Source organism: Klebsiella sp. LY, assembly GCF_004010915.1.
GTDB lineage: Bacteria > Pseudomonadota > Gammaproteobacteria > Enterobacterales > Enterobacteriaceae > Klebsiella > Klebsiella quasipneumoniae.
Window position 1 is genome coordinate 3,566,570 of the sequence record NZ_CP022444.1, and the last position, 21,395, is coordinate 3,587,964.

The following is a 21,395-nucleotide window of genomic DNA, read 5'->3' on the forward strand; positions in this document are numbered from 1 at the left end:
GCTTTGTTCATAGCTCAAAATCCTCCAGTATTTTGACAATAGTAGCCATTTAGCGCCGTGATGGGACACTATAGCAAGCGCCGATAGGCGCATCATCATGGTATGTCAGTTAACCGTTCTCTTATCGAGTACCGTTCGTTTATGGCACGGTGAACACCACGAGAGAGCCAGCCCCTTTCCCGGACTGGTTAGGATTCCCATCATTTGCTCGTTTATCCGTGGCGTGTCATCACGACAGGCTGTTACGGGACACCGCGCTAAGTGTGGAACGGTTAAAAGTTGCGGGATTGATTAAAGACGTTGGCAGCGTCATCAGCTTCGAGTTGATAGCGGTTCATGTGGACTGTTATCCGGTTCGATAATAAGCAGGTTACAACCCTGTGATAAAAATTATCGAATGAACCAATGGTTCACCGAGCATCGGCCCCGTTCACGCTTTATACCTGTTCGAGCTTTACAACTACAGGCCGCTACGTGCTAACATCCCTGAATAGCCACTGTTAACCATAGCGGCAACTGTTGGTCAAATAATCCCTTAAAAGAAGATCGTAACTTGAGAGAGAAATATTCTTTAAGTTATTGTTTTTAATGGATTTTGTTGTGTGAGTGCCGATAATAGGAGTCGAACCTACGACCTTCGCATTACGAATGCGCTGCTCTACCAACTGAGCTATATCGGCCCTGCAAGAGGTGTTCACGAGCGTGAATCACGAGGCAAAAGGTTAGAACTTAGCGGGCGATGCGTCAATAGTCAGTGGAATCAACTGCCTATTTTTACATCGCCCGTTCTCATTTACGCACGAATAGTATCGTCGCCGAAACCAATCCACTTATAGGTGGTTAACGCTTCCAGCCCCATCGGGCCGCGGGCGTGCAGCTTCTGAGTGCTGACCGCCACTTCCGCGCCGAGGCCGAACTGGCCGCCGTCGGTGAAGCGCGTGGAGGCGTTCACATAGACCGCGGAAGAGTCCACTTCATTGATAAAGCGGTTGGCGTTACGCAGGGTGCGGGTCAGGATGGCGTCGGAGTGCTGGGTGCCATGTTCGCGGATATGGGCGATAGCCTCATCCATATCAGCCACCACTTTGACGTTCAGATCCAGCGACAGATACTCGTCGTCATACTGCTCCGCCTTCACCGGCTCGACCTTCGCCGGGCCGTTCTGCAGCGCGGGCAGGGCGGAAGGGGCGGCATGCAGGGTGACGCCGCTCTCGGCCATCTGCTTGCTCAACGCCGGCAGGAAGGTGTCGGCGATGTTGCGGTGCACCAGCAGCGTTTCCACGGTATTGCAGGTGCTCGGCCGCTGGGTTTTGGCGTTGACGATGATCTTCAGCGCGGGGGCGATCTCGGCGGTTTCATCAACGAAGATATGGCATACGCCAATCCCGCCGGTGATCACCGGGATCGTTGACTGCTCGCGGCACAGCTTGTGCAGGCCCGCGCCGCCGCGGGGGATCAGCATATCGATGTATTTATCCATCTTCAGCATTTCGCCCACCAGCGCGCGATCCGGGCTCTCAATGGCCTGTACCGCGGCGGCCGGCAGACCGCACTCCTGCAGCGCCTGCTGGATCACCTTCACCGTGGCGGCGTTGGTGCGCCAGGTCTCTTTCCCGCCGCGCAGGATCGCCGCGTTGCCGGTTTTCAGACACAGGGAGGCGACGTCGACCGTCACGTTGGGACGCGCTTCATAAATCACGCCAATCACCCCCAGCGGGACGCGGCGACGTTCAATACGCAGACCGCTGTCCAGCAGCCCGCCGTCGATCACCTGGCCGACCGGATCGGCCAGATTGCACACCTGGCGCACATCGCTGGCGATGCCGCTCAGGCGCGCCGGGGTCAGCGCGAGGCGATCAAGCATCGCTTCACTCAGGCCATTGGCGCGAGCTTCGGCTAAATCTTCCGCGTTGGCGCGCAGAATATCGTCGGTCTGCGCTTCCAGATAATCGGCGATCTTTTCCAGTACCTGGTTCTTTTCCCGGCTGGAGAGTAACGCCAGCTGCCAGGAGGCCGCTTTGGCGGCAATGCCCATTTGTTCCAGCATTTTCAGCTCCTTAACGGATGATCATATCATCGCGGTGGACGGCCACCGGGCCGTATTCGTAGCCCAGAATGGCATCGATTTGCTGCGAGTGCTGGCCGGCGATAAGGCGCAGCGCATCGCTGTTGTAGCGGCTGACGCCGTGAGCGATATCGCGTCCTTCGCTATTGCGGATGCGGATCACTTCGCCGCGGGAGAAGTTGCCGCTGACGATTTTGATGCCTTTTGGCAACAGCGAGCTGCCTCTTTCGAGGATCGCCTGAGTCGCGCCCGCATCGACGGTCAGTTCACCGGCCGGCGGGGCGCCGAAGATCCAGCGCTTACGGTTCTCCAGCGGAGACTCCTGAGCGTGGAAGCAGGTGCCTACTGGCAGGCCTTCCATCGCATGGCCGATGACGTCCGGGCGGTTGCCGGCGGCGATAATGGTATCAATCCCCGCGCGGCAGGCGACGTCCGCGGCCTGCAGCTTGGTGCCCATGCCGCCGGTGCCGAGTCCGGAGACGCTGTCGCCGGCGATGGCGCGCAGCGCGTCGTCGATGCCGTAAACGTCTTTAATCAGCTCCGCCTGCGGGTTGCTACGCGGGTCGGCGGTGAACAGGCCTGGCTGGTCGGTTAACAGCAGCAGCTTATCTGCCCCGGCGAGGATCGCGGCCAGCGCGGAGAGATTGTCGTTATCGCCCACTTTGATTTCCGCGGTGGCGACGGCGTCGTTTTCGTTAATGACCGGGACGATGCTGTTATCCAGCAGCGCGCGCAGAGTGTCGCGGGCGTTGAGGAACCGTTCTCTGTCTTCCATGTCGGCGCGGGTCAGCAGCATCTGGCCAACGTGAATGCCATAGATAGAAAACAGCTGTTCCCACAGCTGGATAAGACGGCTTTGTCCCACCGCCGCCAGCAGCTGCTTGGAGGCGATGGTGGCGGGCAGTTCCGGGTAACCAAGGTGCTCGCGCCCGGCGGCAATGGCCCCGGAGGTCACGATGACAATACGGTGTCCCATGGCGTGCAGCTGTGCGCACTGGCGCACGAGCTCGACGATATGGGCGCGGTTCAGGCGACGGGACCCGCCTGTTAAAACACTGGTGCCCAGTTTTACCACCAGCGTCTGGCTTTCACTCATGATTCTCTGCCGTTCAAAAGGAATATCGATATCGAGCTGATGTTGTAGCAGGAGTCGGCCCGCTTGCCAACACCCGGGGCGGCGGGCGCGCCATTTTATTGCGCGGGATCGGGCATTCTGGAGAGGGAATGTGACAAAAATATGTCAGATACATTTAAATACCCTTTTTTATAAAAAGTTCCATCTTGTCATAAATATTTAATATCCCGGCGTTAAAAAACCTCCAGTTTTTGATGGGCGAGCGCCCGCAATTGAATAGCGCGTATAAATAAATCACCAGGACTGAATAATGAAAAAGAGTACTCTGGCATTAATGATGATGGGCTTTGTGGCTTCAACAGCGACGCAGGCAGCGGAAGTTTATAATAAGAACGCGAACAAGCTGGATGTGTACGGCAAGATCAAAGCCATGCACTACTTCAGCGATTATGACAGCAAAGATGGCGATCAGACTTACGTGCGTTTCGGTATTAAAGGCGAAACGCAGATTAACGAAGACCTGACCGGCTATGGCCGTTGGGAATCTGAATTCTCGGGTAACAAAACCGAGAGCGACTCCAGCCAGAAGACTCGTCTGGCGTTCGCTGGGGTGAAGCTGAAGAACTACGGTTCTTTCGACTACGGCCGTAACCTTGGCGCCCTGTACGACGTGGAAGCCTGGACCGATATGTTCCCGGAATTCGGCGGCGATTCCTCTGCTCAGACCGATAACTTTATGACCAAGCGCGCCAGCGGTCTGGCGACCTACCGCAACACCGACTTCTTCGGTCTGGTGGATGGCCTGGATATGACCCTGCAGTACCAGGGTAAAAACGAAGGCCGTGAAGCGAAGAAACAGAACGGCGACGGCGTCGGCACCTCGTTAAGCTATGACTTCGGCGGCAGCGACTTCGCCGTCAGCGCAGCCTACACCAGCTCCGACCGTACCAACGATCAGAACCTTCTGGCCCGCGGCCAGGGTTCGAAAGCGGAAGCCTGGGCGACCGGCCTGAAATATGACGCCAACAATATCTACCTGGCGACCATGTATTCTGAAACCCGCAAAATGACCCCGATCAGCGGCGGTTTTGCCAACAAAGCGCAGAACTTTGAAGCGGTGGCCCAGTATCAGTTCGACTTCGGTCTGCGTCCGTCCCTCGGCTATGTGCTGTCGAAAGGGAAGGATATCGAAGGGGTGGGGAGCGAAGATCTGGTTAACTACATTGACGTGGGCCTGACCTACTACTTCAACAAAAACATGAACGCCTTCGTGGATTACAAAATCAACCAGCTGAAAAGCGATAACAAACTCGGCATCAACGATGACGACATCGTCGCGCTGGGCATGACCTACCAGTTCTGATCAACTTCAGAACCACCCGCCGCAGCCCTGGCTGCGGCTTTTTTTTTAGCGGCGATTCTTCGCCAGATGCAGGGTGTCGCTGTTCATGGTGATCTGCGCGTTATACTCCTTCGGCAGACGACGCGCCTGGTAGAACGCCGACTCCCAGTAAGGGTTGTCCAGCGAAGAACGCATCACGCCCTGGCTGCTCGAGGCGTGAAGGAAATTATGATCGGTATCGTAAAAGCCAACGTGCATCCCGGCCCGGGTGCGGAAGAACACCAGATCGCCGGGACGTAAATCGCGCTTATTGACCCGCACGCCCATGTGCAGTAGCTCGCGGGTGGTGATCCGCTCCATCGGCAGGTTAAAGCGATCCTTCAGCGTGCGCCAGACGAAACCCGAGCAGTCGACGCCGCTTTGTTCAGTACCGCCCCATTCATAGGGGGTTCCCTGCCAGGTGTGCATCTGATCATGCAGGGCCGCCACCACCGGGATCAGATCGTCCGATCCGCCGTCAATGGTCATATCCGCATGAGATTTTGTGTTCTTTGCCTGTTTCGGTGAGGAGGAGCATCCTGCCAACAGCAAAAAAGGAATTAAAAAGAGAGCATGCGTCAGTTTTGGCTTCATATCGTTATTTTCGAAGTAGCAAGCAGACTGCTTTGTTTTATAGCCGATTAAAAAGAACGGCTGAATAAGCCGAGGCCGCCTTTACGTTTATTTACGATTAAAAATAAACAACCAGCCGAGAGATCACCCATAAAAGGCAGTTGTCACTTCCGAACGGCCTGTGCCAGGATTCTGATTAAACATTTCACGAGGCATTCCATGACGCATAACGCCATCGCCACCGAGACTTTACCCGGCGCCGCTTTCGACGCGGGGTGGATGACGTCTGCGCCTCATCATTGCTTCGCCACGCTCTGCCCACCGCCTCCCCCTCCAGACCGGGTTGTTTTCGGCGCTTAACGCCGTCTTTCCAGGCGCTTACCTGCCGGTATGACGCTTGATACCTTGTGTTTGACGTTCGGGAGCATGCTATGCACGTTCGCTATTCTCTGCTCGCCTCGCAGGCGACAACGGCCACCTTTGTGCTGCTGTGGGGCAGCGCGGCCATTTTCACCCGCTGGGGACTGGACAATGCCTCGCCGATGGCGCTGCTGGTCTTTCGTTTTCTGATTGCCCTGGTCGCGCTGGCGCCGCTGGCCATCGTCCGTCGGCGCTGGCTGCCCGCGCCGGGCACTCGCCTGCAGACCGCGGCCACCGGCCTGATGCTGATTGGCGGCTATTCGGTCTGTTACTTCGAGGCGATGGCCAACGGCGTGACGCCGGGACTTATCGCCACCATGATGGGGATCCAGCCCATCCTCACGCTTTGCGTGGTGGAGCGCCGCCTGCAGGGGCGGCGGCTGCTGGGGCTGCTGCTTGCCCTGGCGGGGCTGGTGCTGCTGGTATGGCGCAGCCTGGCGGCGTCGCCCATGGCGATGGCGGGGATCCTGTTTGCGCTGGCGGCTTTGCTGCTGATGACCTTTGGCGCGCTGTGGCAAAAGCGCAGCCGCCAGTCGCCGGCGGATGTCCTGCCGCTGCAGTATGCCGTGAGTCTGGGGCTGTGCCTGTTGATCGCCCCGGTCAGCGGCTTCCGGTTTACCGTTAACGTCGGGTTGATTATTCCGGTGCTGTTTCTCGGGCTGCTGATTTCGGTGGTCGCCCAGCTGCTGCTGTATCGTCTGCTGAGCGCGGGAAATATTGTCAATGTCACCAGCCTCTTTTATCTGGTGCCGGCGATCACGGCGCTGCTGGATTATCTGCTGCTGGGCAACCGGCTGCCGGCGGCGGCGATGGTCGGTATGGTGGCGATCGTCGGCGGGATCGTATTGGTGTTCCGCACCGGCAAGGTCCGCGCCGGCTGACGACGAGCCGGGCGCTGCGGCGTCCGGTTCATTTTCCTGTCATCTTTTTTACGCATGCTCCCGGCAGCTTATTTTGACCAGTAAGGGAAAGTACCATGGGCAACACGCTGACGATTTTTGATCTCGATAACACCCTGATACAGGGCGATAGCAGTACGGTCTGGAGCCAGTTTATGGTTCGCGAAGGGCTGGCGACGCAGCAGGGGTATCTTGCCCGCGAGGCGCGGCTAATGGCGGATTATGACCGGGGAGAGATGAATATCGCCGATTATGTGGCCCTGATCCAGGCGCCGCTGGCCGGAATACCGAAATCGGACGTTGACGCGCTGGTGGCCCGCTGCGTCCGCGAGGCGATCCTGCCCCGGGTCTATCCGCAGGCGTGGGAGCTCATTCGTCGTCTGCGGGCCGAGGGGGAGCAGATGCTGATTATCTCCGCCTCGGTTAGCCTGCTGGTGCAGGCGGTGGCCGCCGCGCTGGAGATCGATCAGGCGCTGGGCATTGACGTGGAGATGGTCGACGGCGGCTACAGCGGTGAAATCGACGGGATCCCCAGCTATCAGCAGGGGAAGGTGGCGCGTCTGGCGCAGTGGCGCGAGGCGCATCCGCAGTATGACGGCGAGGTGACGTTCTATACCGATTCCATTAACGATCTGCCGCTGTGCCTGCATGCGGATCGTGTGCGGCTGGTCAATCCCTGTCCGCAGCTGCAGGCGGCCGGTGCCGGATACGGCTGGCCGGTGCTGAGCTGGCGGCTGGAATAGCGGAGCGGATAAATGTTTCTTCGGGTTCAGTCGTTCCAGGCCGGATAAGGCGTGTGCCGCCATTCGGCATACAGGCGGCTCCGTGCCGGCGGTCATTGCCCGGCGGCGCTGCGCTTGCGCGGGCCTACGGGGTGTGAGCCTGTGAGAGGGCCCTGTAGGCCGGGTAAGGCGCAGCCGCCACCCGGCGAAATATCGGCGCAACCGGAAATGTCCCTGCTCGCGCTGCGTTTAGCAGGGCTACAACTTCTATTTTAATGCCGGGCAGATTGCGCTCCCGGTTAGTTCTTCTGCGTTATGTCACTTACGGCGCCGGGAGCGCACAGGGGGCGGCCAGTCGCCGCCGCCCCCTGTACCCCCGGGCTCCGGCCAGCAACATCGCCACTGCGTGGTGCCTTCGACTTATCCCTGCAGGCTTCGGGTCGGGCCGAGGCAGCGTCCCTGCAAAACACGGCCCTCAGCCCGCATCCATGCGGGCTGCCCCGGCCTTCCGGGAACGTCTCAGCGATGTTGAGGCCGCCAGCACCGGCAGTTTCAGTCGCGCAAGTGGGTAAATTAATGACTGGTTGCTCGGGCCGTAGGCCGGGTAAGGCGCAGCCGCCACCCGGCATAAAAGCAGCGCCGTGCCTGATGCCCTCGCCCGGCGGCGCTGCGCTTGCGCGGGCCTACGGCGTGTGAACCTGTGAGAGGATCCTGTAGGCCGGGTAAGGCGTAGCCGCCACCCGGCACAAAGGTGCGCTAGCGTTCGTCCTGATACAGCGGCACCACGGCGCCGCCGATATAGCGACGGCGCAGCCAGGCGGAGAGGGTGTCCATGATCATCACCACCGCCACCAGCAGCAGGGTGATAAACATCACCACATCCCAGTTCCACAGGCGCATATTCTCGGCATAGATAAGCCCAATACCGCCGGCGCCGACGAAGCCCAGCACCGCCGCGGAGCGGGTGTTGGATTCAATCTGATACAGGCTCAACGCGAGGAAGGTCGGGAACGACTGGGTAAAAATGCCAAAGCGATGCTTTTGCAGGCCATTCGCGCCCACGGCGGTCAGTCCGCGCCCGGGGGAGCGGTCCACCGCTTCATGGCCTTCCGCGTACAGCCGTCCCAGCAGGCCGGTGTCCTGCATGATGATCGCCAGCACCCCGGCCAGCGGCCCGAGGCCTACCGCGCGCACGAATATCAGCCCCCAGATAGCCATGTCGATACCGCGCAGCACATCAAACAGGCGGCGCATCAGCAGGGCGAGGGTCCCCAGCACCACGCCGCGCATGATGTTGCGGGCGGCGAAGAAGGAAAGCAGCAGCGCCAGCACCGTGGCGGTGAGTGTCCCGGCGAAGACGATAGCCAGGGTGATGCCGATTTGCGTGAAGTAATAGCCGAACGGCCAGTTCCAGAAGTCGTGCCAGACGAACATCCGCGCCAGATAGCGGCCAATCTGCTGTAGGCCGGTGGTCAGCTGTTCGCCGCTGATGCCGAACTGCAGAAAAAACCAGACGTAATAGAGCAGGCAGGCCAGCGCCACCAGCCCGACGTAGCGCAGGTAGCGCCCCTGGACCTGATAGAGCTGCTTATGCTGCCGCCGGCTGGCGGCGAGATCCGGTTGCATGTGCCAGACGCTCATTTCTTACCCTCCAGTACCCACAGGCGCAGACGACCGGACAGCATGTCCAGCGCCGACACCACCAGAATGATCAGCAGCAGGGTGATGCTCACCTGATCGTAGCGGTCGAGCTTGATGTTGGTCATCAGCTCCTGGCCGATGCCGCCCGCGCCCACCAGCCCGAGAATGGTCGACGAGCGGAAGTTGATTTCAAGCCGCATAAAGCCATAGGAGAGAAACAGAGGTTTCACCTGAGGCCACAGAGCGAAGCGAATTTTCTGCAGCGGGGATGCGCCGCAGGCCGCCAGGCCGCGTACCGGTTTGTTTTGCGCGCTTTCCACCGCCTCGTAGAACAGTTTGGTCAGGCTGCCGACGGTATGCAGCATCAGCGCCAGAAAGCCCGGAATCGCGCCGATGCCGAACGCCATCACAAAGATCACCGCCCACGCCAGCTCGGGCATGGTACGCAAAAACGCCACCAGCACGCGAATGGCAAAGCGCACCGGCGCCGGGGACCAGGCGTTATTGGCGGCAAGAAACGCGAAAACCGTGGCAATGGCGACGGCCACCAGGGTTGAGGCCAGCGCCAGCTGCAGAGTTTCCCAGATCAGCGGCAGCTGGATCGGCAGGCGATAGCCCCACCAGGCCAGCGAGCCTTTGGTCTGCACGTCGGCGAACAGGTTGCCGGCGCTCAGGGGCGGAATGGTTTCTGCCATATAGTCAAAGAAATGGGGGAGCGAGTGCCAGATAGTCAGCAGATTAAATTCCGCGGCGCTGCCGGCGGCAAAATAGAGCGCCAGCAGCAGCAGCGACCAGCAGACGGCATCGCGCTTTTGCCGCGAGCGTACCTGCTGGTAATAGTGTTCAAATTCGGTGTGGGTCGTCTTCATGCGTCGGGGATCTTCAACGTAGCGCCGCCGCTTACCCTGGGGCAAGCAGGCGGCGTTGAGGCAGGATTAACGCGCGCTCACCAGCTCGCGTTTCATATCAATAATCTGCTGGAAGTCAGCCACGCTGCCCGGGCCGATGTGCTGAGTACCGCCCATCGCTTTGATAAAGCAGGCGTGATCCTCAGTATCCAGTTTTTTCACCGCCGCCACGACCTTCGCTTTAAAGTCTGCTGGCAGCGCATTGCTCACCAGGATCGGGCCGTTCGGGATCAGCGGCGATTGCCAGATAATACGGATCTGCTTCATCAGATCCGGATGATCCATGCGAATCAGGCGGTTGAACGCGCCGGTGGTGTAGCCGGTGTTGTAATCGCCCACCATCGAGGCCCAGGTGACCGCGCCCGCGAACTGGCCATTCAGCACGCCGAGGATGTCCTGCTCGTGGCCACCGGAGAAGGTGACGCTGGAGAAGGTGTTGTTGTATTTGTTGTCGGCGTTACCGCCAAATTTTTCTTTAAACGCATGGTTAGGGATCAGATACCCGGAAGTGGAGTCCGGGTCGGCGAAGCCGAAGGCTTTGCCTTTTAAATCGTCCAGCTTTTTATACGGGGAGTCAGCTTTGACAATCACCACCGAGTGGTAGCCGCGAGACTGATCTTTGTCGTCCACGGCGATACCGACGATATCCACCGCTTTGGGGTTATTAAGATAAACCGAGGCGTAAGAGGAGGGAGACATGCTCAGCACCACGTCGACTTTCCCTCCCAGCAGACCCTGGATCACCCCGGAATAGTCGGAAGAGTTGCGCAGTTTGGTGTCCACGTTCAGCTCTTTATCGAGGAAGGCCTTCACGCACTGGTTATCGCCGATTTGCTGGGTGGCGTTCTGTCCGCCGAGAATGCCCAGATTCAGCTCTTTCGGCTGCGCCGCCGCTGCCTGCCATGCCATCATCATGCCCGCGACCATTGCGGATAAACGAACTGCGCCAGTCATAGATTTTTTCATTATGTTGCCCGTGTGAGTGAAATTAATGCAATTGGCTAACTTCATCGCCGTACAGCCGCTGCAGCACATCCTGCGTCAGCCGGGAGGGGTGATCGTCAAAAATAAGCTGACCGCTGGCGACGCCGATAACCCGGGTGCAGTAGGTCTTCACCAGCTCTACCGAATGCAGGTTTACCATCACGCTGATGCCCTGCTCGCTAATTTCGCGCAACACATCCATGATGCGCTGGGTGTTTTTCGGATCCAGCGAGGCGACAGGCTCGTCGGCCAGCAGGATCCCGGGGTTCTGCATCAGCGCCCGGCAGATCGCCACCCGCTGCATCTGCCCGCCGGAGAGGTTCTCCGCCCGCTGCAGCGCGTGCGGCAGCATGTTCATCCACTCAAGCAGCGCAATGGCGCGCGCCCGGTCGGCTTCAGGAAAGATTTTAAACAGCGATTTCAGGGTTGAAGTCTGGCTGAGGCGGCCCAGCAGGACGTTGGTGAGCACATCGAGACGGGGCACCAGGCAGAAGTCCTGAAAAATCATTCCGCAGTGGCTGCGCCAGGCATTGAGCGCGCGCCCTTTCAGCCGGGAGACATCGTGCGGGGTACCGACTTCCGGGTAGCTAAGAATTTCGCCGCCGCTGGCGCTGTGGGTGCCGTTGAGGACATGCAGGAGCGTCGATTTACCGGCGCCGGAGCGGCCTATGATGCCAACCATTTCGCCAGCGTGCAGATCAAAGCTGATGCCGTCCAGCACCTTGTGCTGGGCTTGATAAGCTTTACTCAGATTACGCACGCTTAAGACCTTCCGCTGCCGGCCGGCATTGAGTTCGGTGAACGGCTGGAAATCAGTTTCGGCCACCGCGGCAAGAGAGCTGTTCATAAGAGTGTCCAGGTTCGTCATTAACTGGCCACTATTAATAGGTCTTTATGTGAAATTTCGATGACGGTATTGCGAACAAACCGTGAACAGGCGGGAAAGGGCGGCGGTGAGCGGTTCACCGTGCGCGGTACGCTGGCGAAGCGCCGAAAAGCGGCTATGCTTTCGGGAACGCGGAGGCTGGCGTCCCCGTGCGGCAGGAACCCATCGGCAAAACTCGTTTTATCTTGCTAATGAGGTCTGTTTAATCGAATAGATAATGCTTCTGCCTTTGTTTAGCATTCATCATTCCGCAAAATTAACATATATATAACTATTTTGTGCGGCATGTTAATCTATTTATGAGTCTTATGCATTGGTGAATCATCCTGGTTATTGCTGATTTTTAGACTTATATTCTTTATTTTTGAATAAATTTGGTTTATTTGACAACTGCATTCTGCCCTTCATTAAGAATATTCCTAACATAATAGGGTGAAGATCCTGGGTAATATAAAATTCAGCTAAGAATTGAGGGTTATATTGCTAATAACCTTATGAAAATAAATACCTTTTTCTTGCGCTCAAAAATGAGATATTTTCAGTTTTTGTAAATATTGACCTGGGCGCGAAATTCATTGCCTTCCCGCATGTTGACACTCCATAGGAAAAAACTTAAATTCAACGCCAAGCAGAAAATAATTATAGTTTAACCCCGCTTATTCAATATTGATAAGTAATGCGTGTCTTATTTAATGGCGATTTACTAAAGGAATCGAATACGCCAGTAAACTTTATAGGCCTGGCAAGCAGTGACGTTTTAAAAATGATTACTTCAAGGACTATGAGGTTAAAAACTATATGGAATATAAAAGCTGTTCCGATAAGTATATTTGGTCTGCCGATGACTCCTACTTCTATAAAGGATTGTCCGAACTGATTGTAGATATCGACGAATTAATTTATCTGTCGCTAGAGAAAATCAGAAAAGATTTCGTGTTTATCAATCTCAATACGGCTTCGTTAAACGAGTTTATCAGGCGCGACAGCGAATGGCTATCCGCGGTAAAGGGGAAACAGGTCGTATTAATTGCGGCCAGGAAGTCAGAAGCCTTAGCGAATTACTGGTATTACAATAGCGATATTCGCGGCGTGGTATATGTTGGCCTGAGTCGCGATATTCGAAAAGAGCTGGCCTATGTGATTAATGGCAGGTTTCTCCGTAAAGATATTAAGAAAGATAAAATTACAGACCGGGAAATGAAAATTATCCGCATGACCGCCCAGGGCATGCAGCCGAAATCGATCGCCAGAATTGAAAATTGTAGCGTGAAGACAGTATATACCCATCGGCGCAATGCCGAGGCCAAGCTGTATTCCAAAATATACAAATTAGTTCAGTAACACCCAGGTAAGTTAATTTTTGAATGGTTCACCGGGACATCATGTCCTTAATTCAACTCAGGAAGAAAAAGCGATGAAAAAAAAGGTTCTGGCAATAGCTCTGGTAACGGCGTTTACCGGTATGGGCGTGGCGCAGGCTGCTGACGTAACGGCTCAGGCTGTAGCGACCTGGTCTGCGACCGCCAAAAAAGACACCACCAGCAAGCTGGTGGTCACCCCGCTCGGCAGCCTGGCGTTCCAGTATGCCGAAGGCGTGAAAGGTTTTAACTCACAGAAAGGTCTGTTTGACGTGGCGATTGAGGGTGACGCAACGGCGACCGCCTTTAAGCTGACCTCGCGTCTTATCACCAACACCTTAACCCAGCTGGATACCTCCGGCTCCACGCTGAGCGTGGGCGTGGATTATAACGGCGCAGCGGTGGAAAAAACCGGTGATACCGTGATGATCGATACCGCCAACAACGTTCTGGGCGGCAACCTCAGCGCGCTGGCTAACGGCTACAACGCCAGCGGCCGTACCACCGCGCAGGATGGTTTCACCTTCTCGATCATCAGCGGCACCACCGACGGCACCACCGCCGTGACCGATTACAGCACCCTGCCGGAAGGGATCTGGAGCGGCGACGTCAGCGTACAGTTCGACGCCACCTGGACCAGCTGATCCTTGTGATGCGCCAGCAGGGGGGCTCCCCCTGCTTTTTTCACGGACGGAATTGTTATGAAAAAGCACCTTCTGGCCCTCGGGCTGCTGCTTGCCGGAGTATCGCCGGCGCAGGCGCTGGATGTCGGCGATATCTCATCGTTTATGAACAGCGGCAGCAGCACACTGAGCAAAACGATCAAGAACAGCACCGACAGCGGCCGCCTGATCAATATCCATCTCGAAAGGCTCTCTTCCCCGCTGGACGACGGACAGGTTATCCCGATGGATAAACCGGATGAGGTGCTGCTCACTCCCGCCAGCCTGCTGCTACCCGCCCAGGCCAGCGATGTGATCCGCTTCTTCTACAAAGGCCCGGCGGATAACAAAGAGCGCTACTACCGCATTGTCTGGTTCGACCAGGCGCTCAGCGATGCCCAGCGCGATAACGCCACCCGCAGCGCGGTGGCCACCGCTTCCGCTCGCATCGGCACCATCCTGGTGGTGGCGCCCCGGCAGGTGAACTACCGCTTTCAGTACGCCAACGGCTCCCTGACCAACACCGGGAATGCGACGCTGCGGATCCTCGCCTACGGCCCCTGCCTGAAGGCCGCCGACGGTAAGGAGTGCAAAGAGAACTACTACCTGATGCCGGGTAAATCACGCCGTTTTACGCGCGTGGACACGGCGGATAAAAAAGGACGGGTTGCGCTTTGGCAGGGTGAGCAGTTTGTTCCCGTGAAATAGACAGCTGTGCAGATGGATAACGACGATGCCTCTACAACGGATTTCCCCAGGACTGAAAACGCGGCTTGCCTTCGGCATGTTTTTTTTGTTCATTCAGCCCGACGCCAGTGCGGCGGCCCCAGGCGCGCAGCAGATTGGCGGGGTGATTATTCCGCAGGCCTTCAGCCAGGCGCTGCAGGACGGCATGAGCGTTCCTCTTTATATTCATCTTGCCGGCAGCCAGGACACCCGGGACGATCAGCGGATCGGCAGCGCCTTTATCTGGCTGGACGGCGGCCAGCTGCGCGTTCGGCAGATCCGCCTGGAGGACAATGAGGGTAACGCCAGCGTCAGTGAACAGACCCGACAGCAGCTGATCGGCCTCGCCAACGCCCCGTTCAGCGAGGCGCTCACCATTACTCTGACCGACAGCGCGCAGCTGGATCTCAGCCTGCGTCAGCTGCTGCTGCAGCTGGTGGTCAAGCGCGAGGCGCTGGGCACTGTGCTGCGCTCGCGCAGCGAAGACATCGGCCAGTCGAGCGTCAACGCCCTGAGCAGCAACCTGAGCTATAACCTCGGCGTCTATAACAACCAGATGCGCAACGGCGGAAGCAACACCTCCAGCTACCTGTCGCTGAACAACGTCACGGCGCTGCGTGAGCATCACGTGGTGCTCGACGGCTCGCTGTACGGCATCGGCAGTGGTCAGCAGGACAGTGAATTATATAAAGCCATGTATGAACGCGATTTCGCCGGCCACCGCTTTGCCGGCGGGATGCTTGACACCTGGAACCTGCAGTCTCTGGGACCGATGACCGCTATTTCGGCGGGCAAGATTTACGGCCTTTCCTGGGGGAACCAGGCCAGCTCCACCGTCTTCGACAACAGCCAGTCCGCCACGCCGGTGATTGCCTTTTTACCGGCGGCGGGCGAGGTGCATCTCACCCGCGACGGCCGGTTGCTGAGCGTCCAGAACTTCGCCATGGGCAACCATGAAGTGGATACCCGCGGCCTGCCGTACGGTATTTACGACGTGGAAGTGGAGGTGATCGTCAACGGGCGGGTGGTCAGCAAACGCACCCAGCGGGTCAATAAGCTGTTCAGCCGGGGACGCGGCGCCGGCGCGCCGCTGGCGTGGCAGGTATGGGGCGGCAGTTTTCATATGGATCGCTGGTCGGAGAGCGGAAAAAAGACCCGACCGGCGAAAGAGAGCTGGCTGGCGGGCCTCTCGGCCTCCGGGTCGCTCAGCACCCTGAGCTGGGCGGCAACGGGCTATGGCTACGACAACCAGGCGGTGGGAGAAACTCGCCTGACGCTGCCGCTGGGCGAGGCGATCAACGTTAACCTGCAAAACATGCTGGCCAGCGACAGCTCGTGGAGCAGCGTCGGCAGCATCAGCGCCACGTTGCCGGGGGGCTTTAGTTCAGTGTGGGTCAACCAGGAGAGAACCCACATTGGCGATCAATTGCGGCGCAGCGATGCCGATAACCGGGCGATCGGCGGCACCCTCAACCTGAACGCGCTGTGGTCGAAGCTGGGGACGTTCAGCGTGAGCTACAACGATGATCGCCGCTACAACAGCCATTACTACACCGCGGATTACTATCAGACGGTCTACAGCGGCGCCTTTGGCTCGCTCGGCCTGCGGGCGGGGATCCAGCGCTATAACAATGGCGACAGCAGCGCCAACACCGGGAAATATATCGCCCTCGATCTGTCGCTGCCGCTGGGCAACTGGTTCAGCGCCGGGATGACCCATCAGAACGGCTACACCATGGCTAACCTCTCAGCGCGTAAACAGTTTGATGAAGGCACCATTCGCACCATCGGCGCCAATCTGTCGCGGGCCATCTCCGGCGATACCGGGGATGACAAAACCCTCAGCGGCGGGGCGTATGCCCAGTTCGACGCCCGCTACGCCAGCGGCACGCTGAACGTCAACAGCGCAGCGGACGGCTACGTCAACACCAACCTCACCGCCAGCGGCAGCGTCGGCTGGCAGGGCAAAAATATCGCCGCCAGCGGACGAACCGACGGCAACGCCGGGGTGATCTTCAACACCGGGCTGGAGGACGATGGTCAAATCAGCGCCAGGGTCAACGGGCGGATCTTCCCGCTCAGCGGTAAGCGTAACTATCTGCCGCTCTCCCCTTATGGCCGCTATGAGGTGGAGCTGCAGAACAGCAAAAACTCGCTCGACAGTTACGACATCGTCAGCGGGCGCAAGAGTCATCTGACTCTCTATCCCGGCAACGTGGCGGTGATTGAGCCAGAGGTGAAGCAGATGGTCACCGTCTCCGGTCGTATTCGGGCGGAAGACGGCACGCTGCTGGCGAATGCGCGGATTAACAACCATATCGGCCGTACCCGCACCGATGAAAACGGCGAGTTTGTTATGGATGTGGATAAGAAATACCCCACGATCGATTTCAGCTACGGCGGCAATAAAACCTGCGAAGTGGCGCTGGAGCTCAGCCAGGCGCGCGGCGCCGTGTGGGTGGGGGATGTGGTTTGCAGCGGCCTCTCGTCGTGGGCGGCGGTGCAGCAGACAGGAGAAGAGAATGAAAGTTAACCCATTAATCGCCCTGGCGATCCTCGCGCTGCTCTGGCCGGCGGCTGCGCTCAGGGCGGCGGTGACCAAGACCACCTGGTCGGATGCGCCGGCGCGCGAGTTTGTGTTTGTGGAAAACAACTCCGACGACAACTTTTTCGTCACTCCTGGCGGGGCGCTGGATCCGCGCATGACCGGCGCCAACCGCTGGACCGGCTTAAAATACACCGGCTCCGGCACCATCTATCAGCAGAGTCTCGGCTATATCGATAACGGCTACAACACCGGGCTCAATGCCAACTGGAAGTTTGATATGTGGCTGGAAAACTCGCCGGTTTCGCACCCCTTAACCGGCCTGCGCTGCATCAACTGGTACGCCGGGTGCGATATGGCCACCAGCCTGATCCTGCCGCAGACCACTGACGCCAGCGGGTTCTATGGCGCGACGGTGACCAGCGGCGGCGCGAAGTGGATGCACGGTATGATGTCGGACGCGTTTTATCAGTATCTGCAACAGATGCCGGTCGGCGGCAGCTTTACGATGACCATCAATGCCTGTCAGACCTCGGTGAACTACGACGCCAGCAGCGGCGCGCGCTGTAAGGATCAGGCTTCCGGCAACTGGTATGTGCGCAACGTAACCCACACCAAAGCCGCGAACCTGCGGTTGATTAACACCCACTCGCTGGCGGAGGTGTTTATCAACAGCGATGGCGTGCCAACCCTTGGGGAAGGGAACGCCGACTGCCGGACGCAGACCATTGGCAGCCGTTCAGGATTAAGCTGTAAGATGGTCAATTATACCTTGCAGACCAATGGGTTAAGCAATACGTCGATCCATATTTTCCCAGCGATCGCCAACTCGTCGCTGGCCTCGGCCGTCGGGGCGTATGATATGCAGTTCAGCCTCAACGGCAGCTCATGGAAGCCGGTGAGCAATACCGCCTATTACTACACCTTCAACGAGATGAAGAGCTCAGATGCGATCTATGTGTTCTTCTCCAGCAACTTCTTTAAGCAGATGGTGAATCTCGGGATCAGCGATATCAATACCAAGGATCTGTTCAACTTTCGCTTCCAGAACACCACCTCGCCGGAGTCAGGCTGGTATGAGTTTTCCACCTCCAATACGCTGATTATCAAGCCCCGTGATTTCAGCATCAGCATTATCTCTGACGAATATACCTCGGCGCCGTCGCGGGAGGGGTATGTCGGCAGCGGTGAACCGGCGCTCGATTTCGGCTACATCGTCACCACCAGCGGTAAAACGGCCGCCGACGAAGTGCTGATCAAAGTGACCGGACCGGCGCAGGTGATTGGTGGGCGCTCCTACTGTCTCTTCAGCTCCGATGACGGTACGGCGAAAGTGCCGTTCCCGGCGACGCTCTCTTTTATCACCCGCAGCGGCGCGACGCAGACCTACGACGCCGGGTGCGATGACAGCTGGCGGGATATGACCGATGCGCTGTGGCTGACCACGCCGTGGACCGATATCTCCGGCGAAGTGGGGCAGATGGATAAGACCACGGTGAAATTTTCGATTCCGATGGATAACGCCATTTCGCTGCGGACGGTAGACGATAACGGCTGGTTTGGCGAAGTCAGCGCTTCAGGAGAGATTCATGTCCAGGCGACGTGGCGCAACATTAACTAAGGCCCTGCTGACGCTGAGCTGCCTGCTGGCGGCGCCGCTGGCGCAGGCGATCTCGGTCGGCAATCTGACCTTTTCCCTGCCGGCTGAAGCGGATTTCGCCAGCAAACGGGTGGTCAATAACAATAAAAGCGCGCGGCTGTACCGGATCACCGTCAGCGCCATCGACCGCCCTGGCGGCAGCGAAGTGCGCTCCCGGCCGGTGGATGGCGAACTGCTGTTCGCCCCCCGCCAGCTGGCGCTGCAGGCCGGGGAGAGCGAATATTTCAAATTTTATTATCATGGGCCGCGGGATAACCGCGAGCGCTACTATCGGGTCTCGTTTCGTGAAATTCCCACCCGTAACCTGACGAGGCGCAGCCCGACCGGCGGCGAAGTCAGCATGGAGCCGGTGGTGGTGATGGATACCATTCTGGTGGTGCGCCCGCGGCAGGTACAGTTTAAATGGTCTTTCGATAAGGCGGCCGGGACGGTGAGCAACACCGGCAATACCTGGTTTAAGCTGCTGATTAAACCCGGGTGCGATTCGACCGAAGAGGAGGGCGACGCGTGGTATCTGCGTCCCGGGGACGTAGTTCGCCAGCCGGCGCTGCGCCAGCCGGGGAACCACTATCTGGTCTATAACGACAAATTTATTAAAATCAGCGATACCTGTCCGCTGAAGCCCCGTCCCGCGGAGTGAGCCTTATCCGGCGGTCGCGCGGCGGGTAAAGCGCCGGCTGGCCAGCAGGCTCAGACCGCAGCACAGCAGGTAGTACACCGCGCCGGTGAAGACGAAGATCGCCAGGGGATAGATTTGCACCCGGTTGTTGACCTGGCCGGCCACGGTGGTCAGCTCCGGGACGTTGACGATAAACGCCAGCGAAGTGTCCTTCAGCAGGCCGATAAAGATCCCCACCAGCGACGGCTGAACGTTGCGCAGCGCCTGCGGGAGCAGCACCAGGCGCAGCGTTTGCCCGGGGGCGAACCCCTGGGTCAGCGCCGCCTCATACTGTCCTTTCGGCAGCGACTGCAGCCCGGCCAGCACCGAATGCATCACCGAGGCGGCGGTAAACCACGCCAGCGCCAGGGTCACGGTCACCGCGCCGGGCAGATCGCCGCCGGTCAGCATCGGCAGCAGATACCACAGCCAGAAGATGACAAATATCAGCGGGATGCCGCGGATAATTTCCGCCCACAGGAACAGCAGACGTCGCGTCAGCCCGCCGTAGCGCCAGGCCAGCCCCGCCAGCGCAATGCCTCCCGGCAGCGCCAGCAGGGTGGCGCCGATGGCCATCAGCAGGGTCAGGGCCACGCCGCCGGGCTGGCCCTCCGCCAGCCGGCCCCACAGCAGGTAATCAAGGTTATCGGCGATCACCGCCAGATTAGCGTTCATGTTGGGCGCTCCGTTGCAGTTTTCTTCCCGGGCCGAGACGCGTTAGCGCCACGCCCATCGCCACCCCCAGCGCCAGATACAGCGCGGTGCCGACGGCAAACGCCTCCAGGGCGTGCGCGTTATAGCTCTCAATCTGCCGCACCTGATAAGTCAGTTCCGCAAAGCCGATGCCGCTGGCCAGCGATGAGAGTTTCATCAGGTTGAGATACTGGCCGACAATCGGCTGCCAGGCGTTGGCCAGTCCCTGCGGCAGGAGGATAAAGCGCAGCTCCTGCCATGGGGTAAAGCCCTGCGACAGCGCGGCTTCCCGCTGCCCGTGGCTGACGGCGCGCAGTCCGGAGGCGATCTCTTCCACCAGAAAGGCAGAGGTAAAGACCCCCAGCCCCCACATCGAGCAGAGGAACTCCGGCGTCAGCCACCAGACGTTGCCCGGCAGAATGGACCAGGCGTGCTCGTCGTTTACCACGTCCTTCACCGCCAGCGGCAGCAGGTTCCAGGCGGCAAAGTACCAGAACAGCAGCTGGACCAGCAGCGGAGTATTGCGAAACAGCGAGACCCACGCGGCCACCAGCCCGCGCCCCACGCGGCCGCCGCCGAGACGCAGGGCCAGCAGCAGGACCGCCAGCGCAGTGGCGAGCAGGATCCCGGCGACGCTGACCCAGACGGTGGTGAGAAAACCAGAGATAATCCATTGCAACGGCTGTCCGCTCAGGACGCCGTGCCAGTCAAGCATCGGCGTCACTCGAGGCTCTCCTGGTGCAGCGGATCCAGCACCTTCTGCAGAAAACGCCGCGCGCGGGCATGCTGCGGATGGGCGAAAAACTCAGCCGGCGGGGCGACCTCGAGAATGTCGCCGCCGTCGATAAACACCACCCGGTCGGCAATTTCGCGGGCAAACTGCATCTCGTGGGTCACCACCAGCATGGTGATCCCACTGTGGGCGAGGTTTTTCATCACCTGCAGCACTTCGCCGATCATCTCCGGGTCGAGGGCCGAGGTGGGCTCGTCGAACAGGATAATCTGCGGCGAGGAGGCCAGAGCGCGGGCGATGGCCACCCGCTGCTGCTGGCCGCCGGAGAGCTGCGCCGGCATCTGCTGCGCTTTCTCCTCCAGCCCGACCTGGCGCAGCAGCGCAAGCGCTCGCTCCTGAGCCGCGCTTTTTCCCCAGCCGTGGACGCGCTCCAGCGCCAGCGTGATGTTCTCCTGCGCCGTCAGGTGGGCGTAAAGGTTGAACTGCTGGAAGACAAAGCCGACGCGGCTACGCAGCTGGCGCAAGGCGCTGCCGCTCAGCCGGCTGGTGGGTTTACCGTCGATCAGGATCTCGCCGCCGCTTAAGGATTCGAGCTGGTTGATCAAGCGGATCAGCGTCGATTTTCCCGATCCGGAAGGACCGAGGATCGCCACCACTTCGCCGGGCTCGACCTGCAGGTTGATAGCGTTAAGCACCTGATGATCGCCGAAGCGCTTGGCTACCTCACGAAACGTTATGCTGGCGCGCTGCAGACGTGAAAAATCCGCGGCCGGGGCCGCGGAGTGGGAGAATAAACCCGAGAACAT

At 58.8% G+C, this 21,395-nt stretch carries 19 protein-coding genes and 1 tRNA gene; 9 read left to right on the forward strand and 11 right to left on the reverse strand.

What is annotated here, in order from left to right:
• Positions 1-607 precede the first annotated feature (607 nt).
• The 3 genes from CE636_RS20325 to proB form a co-directional block, all read right to left on the reverse strand.
• Positions 608-680, reverse strand: a tRNA-Thr gene (locus tag CE636_RS20325).
• A 113-nt stretch (positions 681-793) separates the two neighbouring features.
• The gene (proA, locus tag CE636_RS20330) at positions 794-2,047 is read right to left on the reverse strand and encodes a glutamate-5-semialdehyde dehydrogenase (protein WP_004147253.1); all 1,254 of its coding nucleotides are present in this window, start codon (positions 2,045-2,047) and stop codon (positions 794-796) included.
• A gap of 10 nt (positions 2,048-2,057) precedes the next feature.
• On the reverse strand, positions 2,058-3,161 hold the full coding sequence (proB, locus tag CE636_RS20335; protein WP_008805306.1) for a glutamate 5-kinase: 1,104 nt from the start codon (positions 3,159-3,161) through the stop codon (positions 2,058-2,060).
• Positions 3,162-3,450: 289 nt separating this feature from the next.
• On the opposite strand from proB, the gene phoE reads away from it, so the two are divergent.
• Positions 3,451-4,503 (forward strand): phosphoporin PhoE, encoded by a 1,053-nt coding sequence (gene phoE / locus CE636_RS20340; protein ID WP_017901340.1) that lies wholly within the window; start codon positions 3,451-3,453, stop codon positions 4,501-4,503.
• A 45-nt stretch (positions 4,504-4,548) separates the two neighbouring features.
• Here the strand turns inward: phoE and CE636_RS20345 are convergent, their stop codons facing one another.
• Positions 4,549-5,115, reverse strand: a complete 567-nt coding sequence (locus CE636_RS20345) for an NlpC/P60 family protein (RefSeq protein WP_004222859.1) — start codon at positions 5,113-5,115, stop codon at positions 4,549-4,551.
• A 410-nt stretch (positions 5,116-5,525) separates the two neighbouring features.
• Between CE636_RS20345 and CE636_RS20355 the strand changes: the two genes are divergently transcribed.
• Positions 5,526-6,395, forward strand: a complete 870-nt coding sequence (locus CE636_RS20355) for a DMT family transporter (protein WP_017901339.1) — start codon at positions 5,526-5,528, stop codon at positions 6,393-6,395.
• A 95-nt stretch (positions 6,396-6,490) separates the two neighbouring features.
• A complete protein-coding gene (locus tag CE636_RS20360) occupies positions 6,491-7,156 on the forward strand; it encodes an HAD family hydrolase (RefSeq protein ID WP_017901338.1) in 666 nt (221 codons plus the stop codon).
• A 735-nt stretch (positions 7,157-7,891) separates the two neighbouring features.
• Here CE636_RS20360 and phnE (CE636_RS20375) read toward each other — a convergent pair.
• The 4 genes from phnE (CE636_RS20375) to phnC form a co-directional block, all read right to left on the reverse strand.
• Positions 7,892-8,776 (reverse strand): phosphonate ABC transporter, permease protein PhnE, encoded by an 885-nt coding sequence (gene phnE / locus CE636_RS20375; RefSeq protein ID WP_017900973.1) that lies wholly within the window; start codon positions 8,774-8,776, stop codon positions 7,892-7,894.
• Positions 8,773-9,645: a phosphonate ABC transporter, permease protein PhnE gene (phnE, locus tag CE636_RS20380; protein WP_017900974.1), complete on the reverse strand. Its 873-nt coding sequence runs from the start codon at positions 9,643-9,645 to the stop codon at positions 8,773-8,775. The genes phnE (CE636_RS20375) and phnE (CE636_RS20380) overlap by 4 nt, the downstream gene beginning before the upstream one ends.
• Before the next feature lie 66 nt (positions 9,646-9,711).
• Entirely contained in the window at positions 9,712-10,650 is a 939-nt protein-coding gene (phnD, locus tag CE636_RS20385; protein WP_025999319.1) for a phosphonate ABC transporter substrate-binding protein, read from the reverse strand.
• A 22-nt stretch (positions 10,651-10,672) separates the two neighbouring features.
• The gene (gene phnC / locus CE636_RS20390) at positions 10,673-11,515 is read right to left on the reverse strand and encodes a phosphonate ABC transporter ATP-binding protein (protein WP_004204921.1); all 843 of its coding nucleotides are present in this window, start codon (positions 11,513-11,515) and stop codon (positions 10,673-10,675) included.
• An 837-nt stretch (positions 11,516-12,352) separates the two neighbouring features.
• Between phnC and ecpR the strand changes: the two genes are divergently transcribed.
• From ecpR to CE636_RS20420, 6 genes are all read left to right on the forward strand, one after another.
• Positions 12,353-12,895, forward strand: a complete 543-nt coding sequence (gene ecpR / locus CE636_RS20395) for an ECP biosynthesis operon DNA-binding transcriptional regulator EcpR (RefSeq protein WP_004144585.1) — start codon at positions 12,353-12,355, stop codon at positions 12,893-12,895.
• A 73-nt stretch (positions 12,896-12,968) separates the two neighbouring features.
• Positions 12,969-13,556, forward strand: a complete 588-nt coding sequence (gene ecpA, locus CE636_RS20400) for a common pilus major fimbrillin subunit EcpA (protein ID WP_004204919.1) — start codon at positions 12,969-12,971, stop codon at positions 13,554-13,556.
• A gap of 57 nt (positions 13,557-13,613) precedes the next feature.
• The gene (locus CE636_RS20405) at positions 13,614-14,282 is read left to right on the forward strand and encodes a hypothetical protein (RefSeq protein ID WP_017900976.1); all 669 of its coding nucleotides are present in this window, start codon (positions 13,614-13,616) and stop codon (positions 14,280-14,282) included.
• Positions 14,283-14,307: 25 nt separating this feature from the next.
• Complete coding sequence (locus CE636_RS20410; RefSeq protein WP_017900977.1) at positions 14,308-16,833, forward strand: fimbrial biogenesis outer membrane usher protein; 2,526 nt, start codon at positions 14,308-14,310, stop codon at positions 16,831-16,833.
• Entirely contained in the window at positions 16,823-18,466 is a 1,644-nt protein-coding gene (gene ecpD, locus CE636_RS20415) for a fimbrial adhesin EcpD (RefSeq protein WP_004204915.1), read from the forward strand. Before CE636_RS20410 ends, ecpD begins: the two co-directional genes overlap by 11 nt.
• A complete protein-coding gene (locus tag CE636_RS20420; protein WP_017900978.1) occupies positions 18,435-19,145 on the forward strand; it encodes a fimbria/pilus periplasmic chaperone in 711 nt (236 codons plus the stop codon). The genes ecpD and CE636_RS20420 overlap by 32 nt, the downstream gene beginning before the upstream one ends.
• Positions 19,146-19,148: 3 nt before the next feature.
• Here CE636_RS20420 and CE636_RS20425 read toward each other — a convergent pair whose 3' ends face one another.
• From CE636_RS20425 to CE636_RS20435, 3 genes are read right to left on the reverse strand one after another with little or no spacing between them, the layout of a single operon-like run.
• A complete protein-coding gene (locus tag CE636_RS20425) occupies positions 19,149-19,838 on the reverse strand; it encodes an amino acid ABC transporter permease (RefSeq protein ID WP_017900979.1) in 690 nt (229 codons plus the stop codon).
• Complete coding sequence (locus tag CE636_RS20430) at positions 19,828-20,580, reverse strand: amino acid ABC transporter permease (RefSeq protein ID WP_017900980.1); 753 nt, start codon at positions 20,578-20,580, stop codon at positions 19,828-19,830. The genes CE636_RS20425 and CE636_RS20430 overlap by 11 nt, the downstream gene beginning before the upstream one ends.
• Positions 20,577-21,395: an amino acid ABC transporter ATP-binding protein gene (locus CE636_RS20435; protein ID WP_017900981.1), complete on the reverse strand. Its 819-nt coding sequence runs from the start codon at positions 21,393-21,395 to the stop codon at positions 20,577-20,579. Before CE636_RS20435 ends, CE636_RS20430 begins: the two co-directional genes overlap by 4 nt.

What these genes read in the sequence shown, in the direction of transcription:
- proA (WP_004147253.1), bottom strand. Translation starts at nt 2,047, where the DNA reads ATGCTGGAACAAATGGGCATTGCCGCCAAAGCGGCCTCCTGGCAGCTG.
- proB (WP_008805306.1), bottom strand. Translation starts at nt 3,161, where the DNA reads ATGAGTGAAAGCCAGACGCTGGTGGTAAAACTGGGCACCAGTGTTTTA.
- phoE (WP_017901340.1), top strand. Translation starts at nt 3,451, where the DNA reads ATGAAAAAGAGTACTCTGGCATTAATGATGATGGGCTTTGTGGCTTCA.
- CE636_RS20345 (WP_004222859.1), bottom strand. Translation starts at nt 5,115, where the DNA reads ATGAAGCCAAAACTGACGCATGCTCTCTTTTTAATTCCTTTTTTGCTG.
- CE636_RS20355 (WP_017901339.1), top strand. Translation starts at nt 5,526, where the DNA reads ATGCACGTTCGCTATTCTCTGCTCGCCTCGCAGGCGACAACGGCCACC.
- CE636_RS20360 (WP_017901338.1), top strand. Translation starts at nt 6,491, where the DNA reads ATGGGCAACACGCTGACGATTTTTGATCTCGATAACACCCTGATACAG.
- phnE (WP_017900973.1), bottom strand. Translation starts at nt 8,776, where the DNA reads ATGAGCGTCTGGCACATGCAACCGGATCTCGCCGCCAGCCGGCGGCAG.
- phnE (WP_017900974.1), bottom strand. Translation starts at nt 9,645, where the DNA reads ATGAAGACGACCCACACCGAATTTGAACACTATTACCAGCAGGTACGC.
- phnD (WP_025999319.1), bottom strand. Translation starts at nt 10,650, where the DNA reads ATGAAAAAATCTATGACTGGCGCAGTTCGTTTATCCGCAATGGTCGCG.
- phnC (WP_004204921.1), bottom strand. Translation starts at nt 11,515, where the DNA reads ATGAACAGCTCTCTTGCCGCGGTGGCCGAAACTGATTTCCAGCCGTTC.
- ecpR (WP_004144585.1), top strand. Translation starts at nt 12,353, where the DNA reads ATGGAATATAAAAGCTGTTCCGATAAGTATATTTGGTCTGCCGATGAC.
- ecpA (WP_004204919.1), top strand. Translation starts at nt 12,969, where the DNA reads ATGAAAAAAAAGGTTCTGGCAATAGCTCTGGTAACGGCGTTTACCGGT.
- CE636_RS20405 (WP_017900976.1), top strand. Translation starts at nt 13,614, where the DNA reads ATGAAAAAGCACCTTCTGGCCCTCGGGCTGCTGCTTGCCGGAGTATCG.
- CE636_RS20410 (WP_017900977.1), top strand. Translation starts at nt 14,308, where the DNA reads ATGCCTCTACAACGGATTTCCCCAGGACTGAAAACGCGGCTTGCCTTC.
- ecpD (WP_004204915.1), top strand. Translation starts at nt 16,823, where the DNA reads ATGAAAGTTAACCCATTAATCGCCCTGGCGATCCTCGCGCTGCTCTGG.
- CE636_RS20420 (WP_017900978.1), top strand. Translation starts at nt 18,435, where the DNA reads ATGTCCAGGCGACGTGGCGCAACATTAACTAAGGCCCTGCTGACGCTG.
- CE636_RS20425 (WP_017900979.1), bottom strand. Translation starts at nt 19,838, where the DNA reads ATGAACGCTAATCTGGCGGTGATCGCCGATAACCTTGATTACCTGCTG.
- CE636_RS20435 (WP_017900981.1), bottom strand. Translation starts at nt 21,395, where the DNA reads ATGTTCTCGGGTTTATTCTCCCACTCCGCGGCCCCGGCCGCGGATTTT.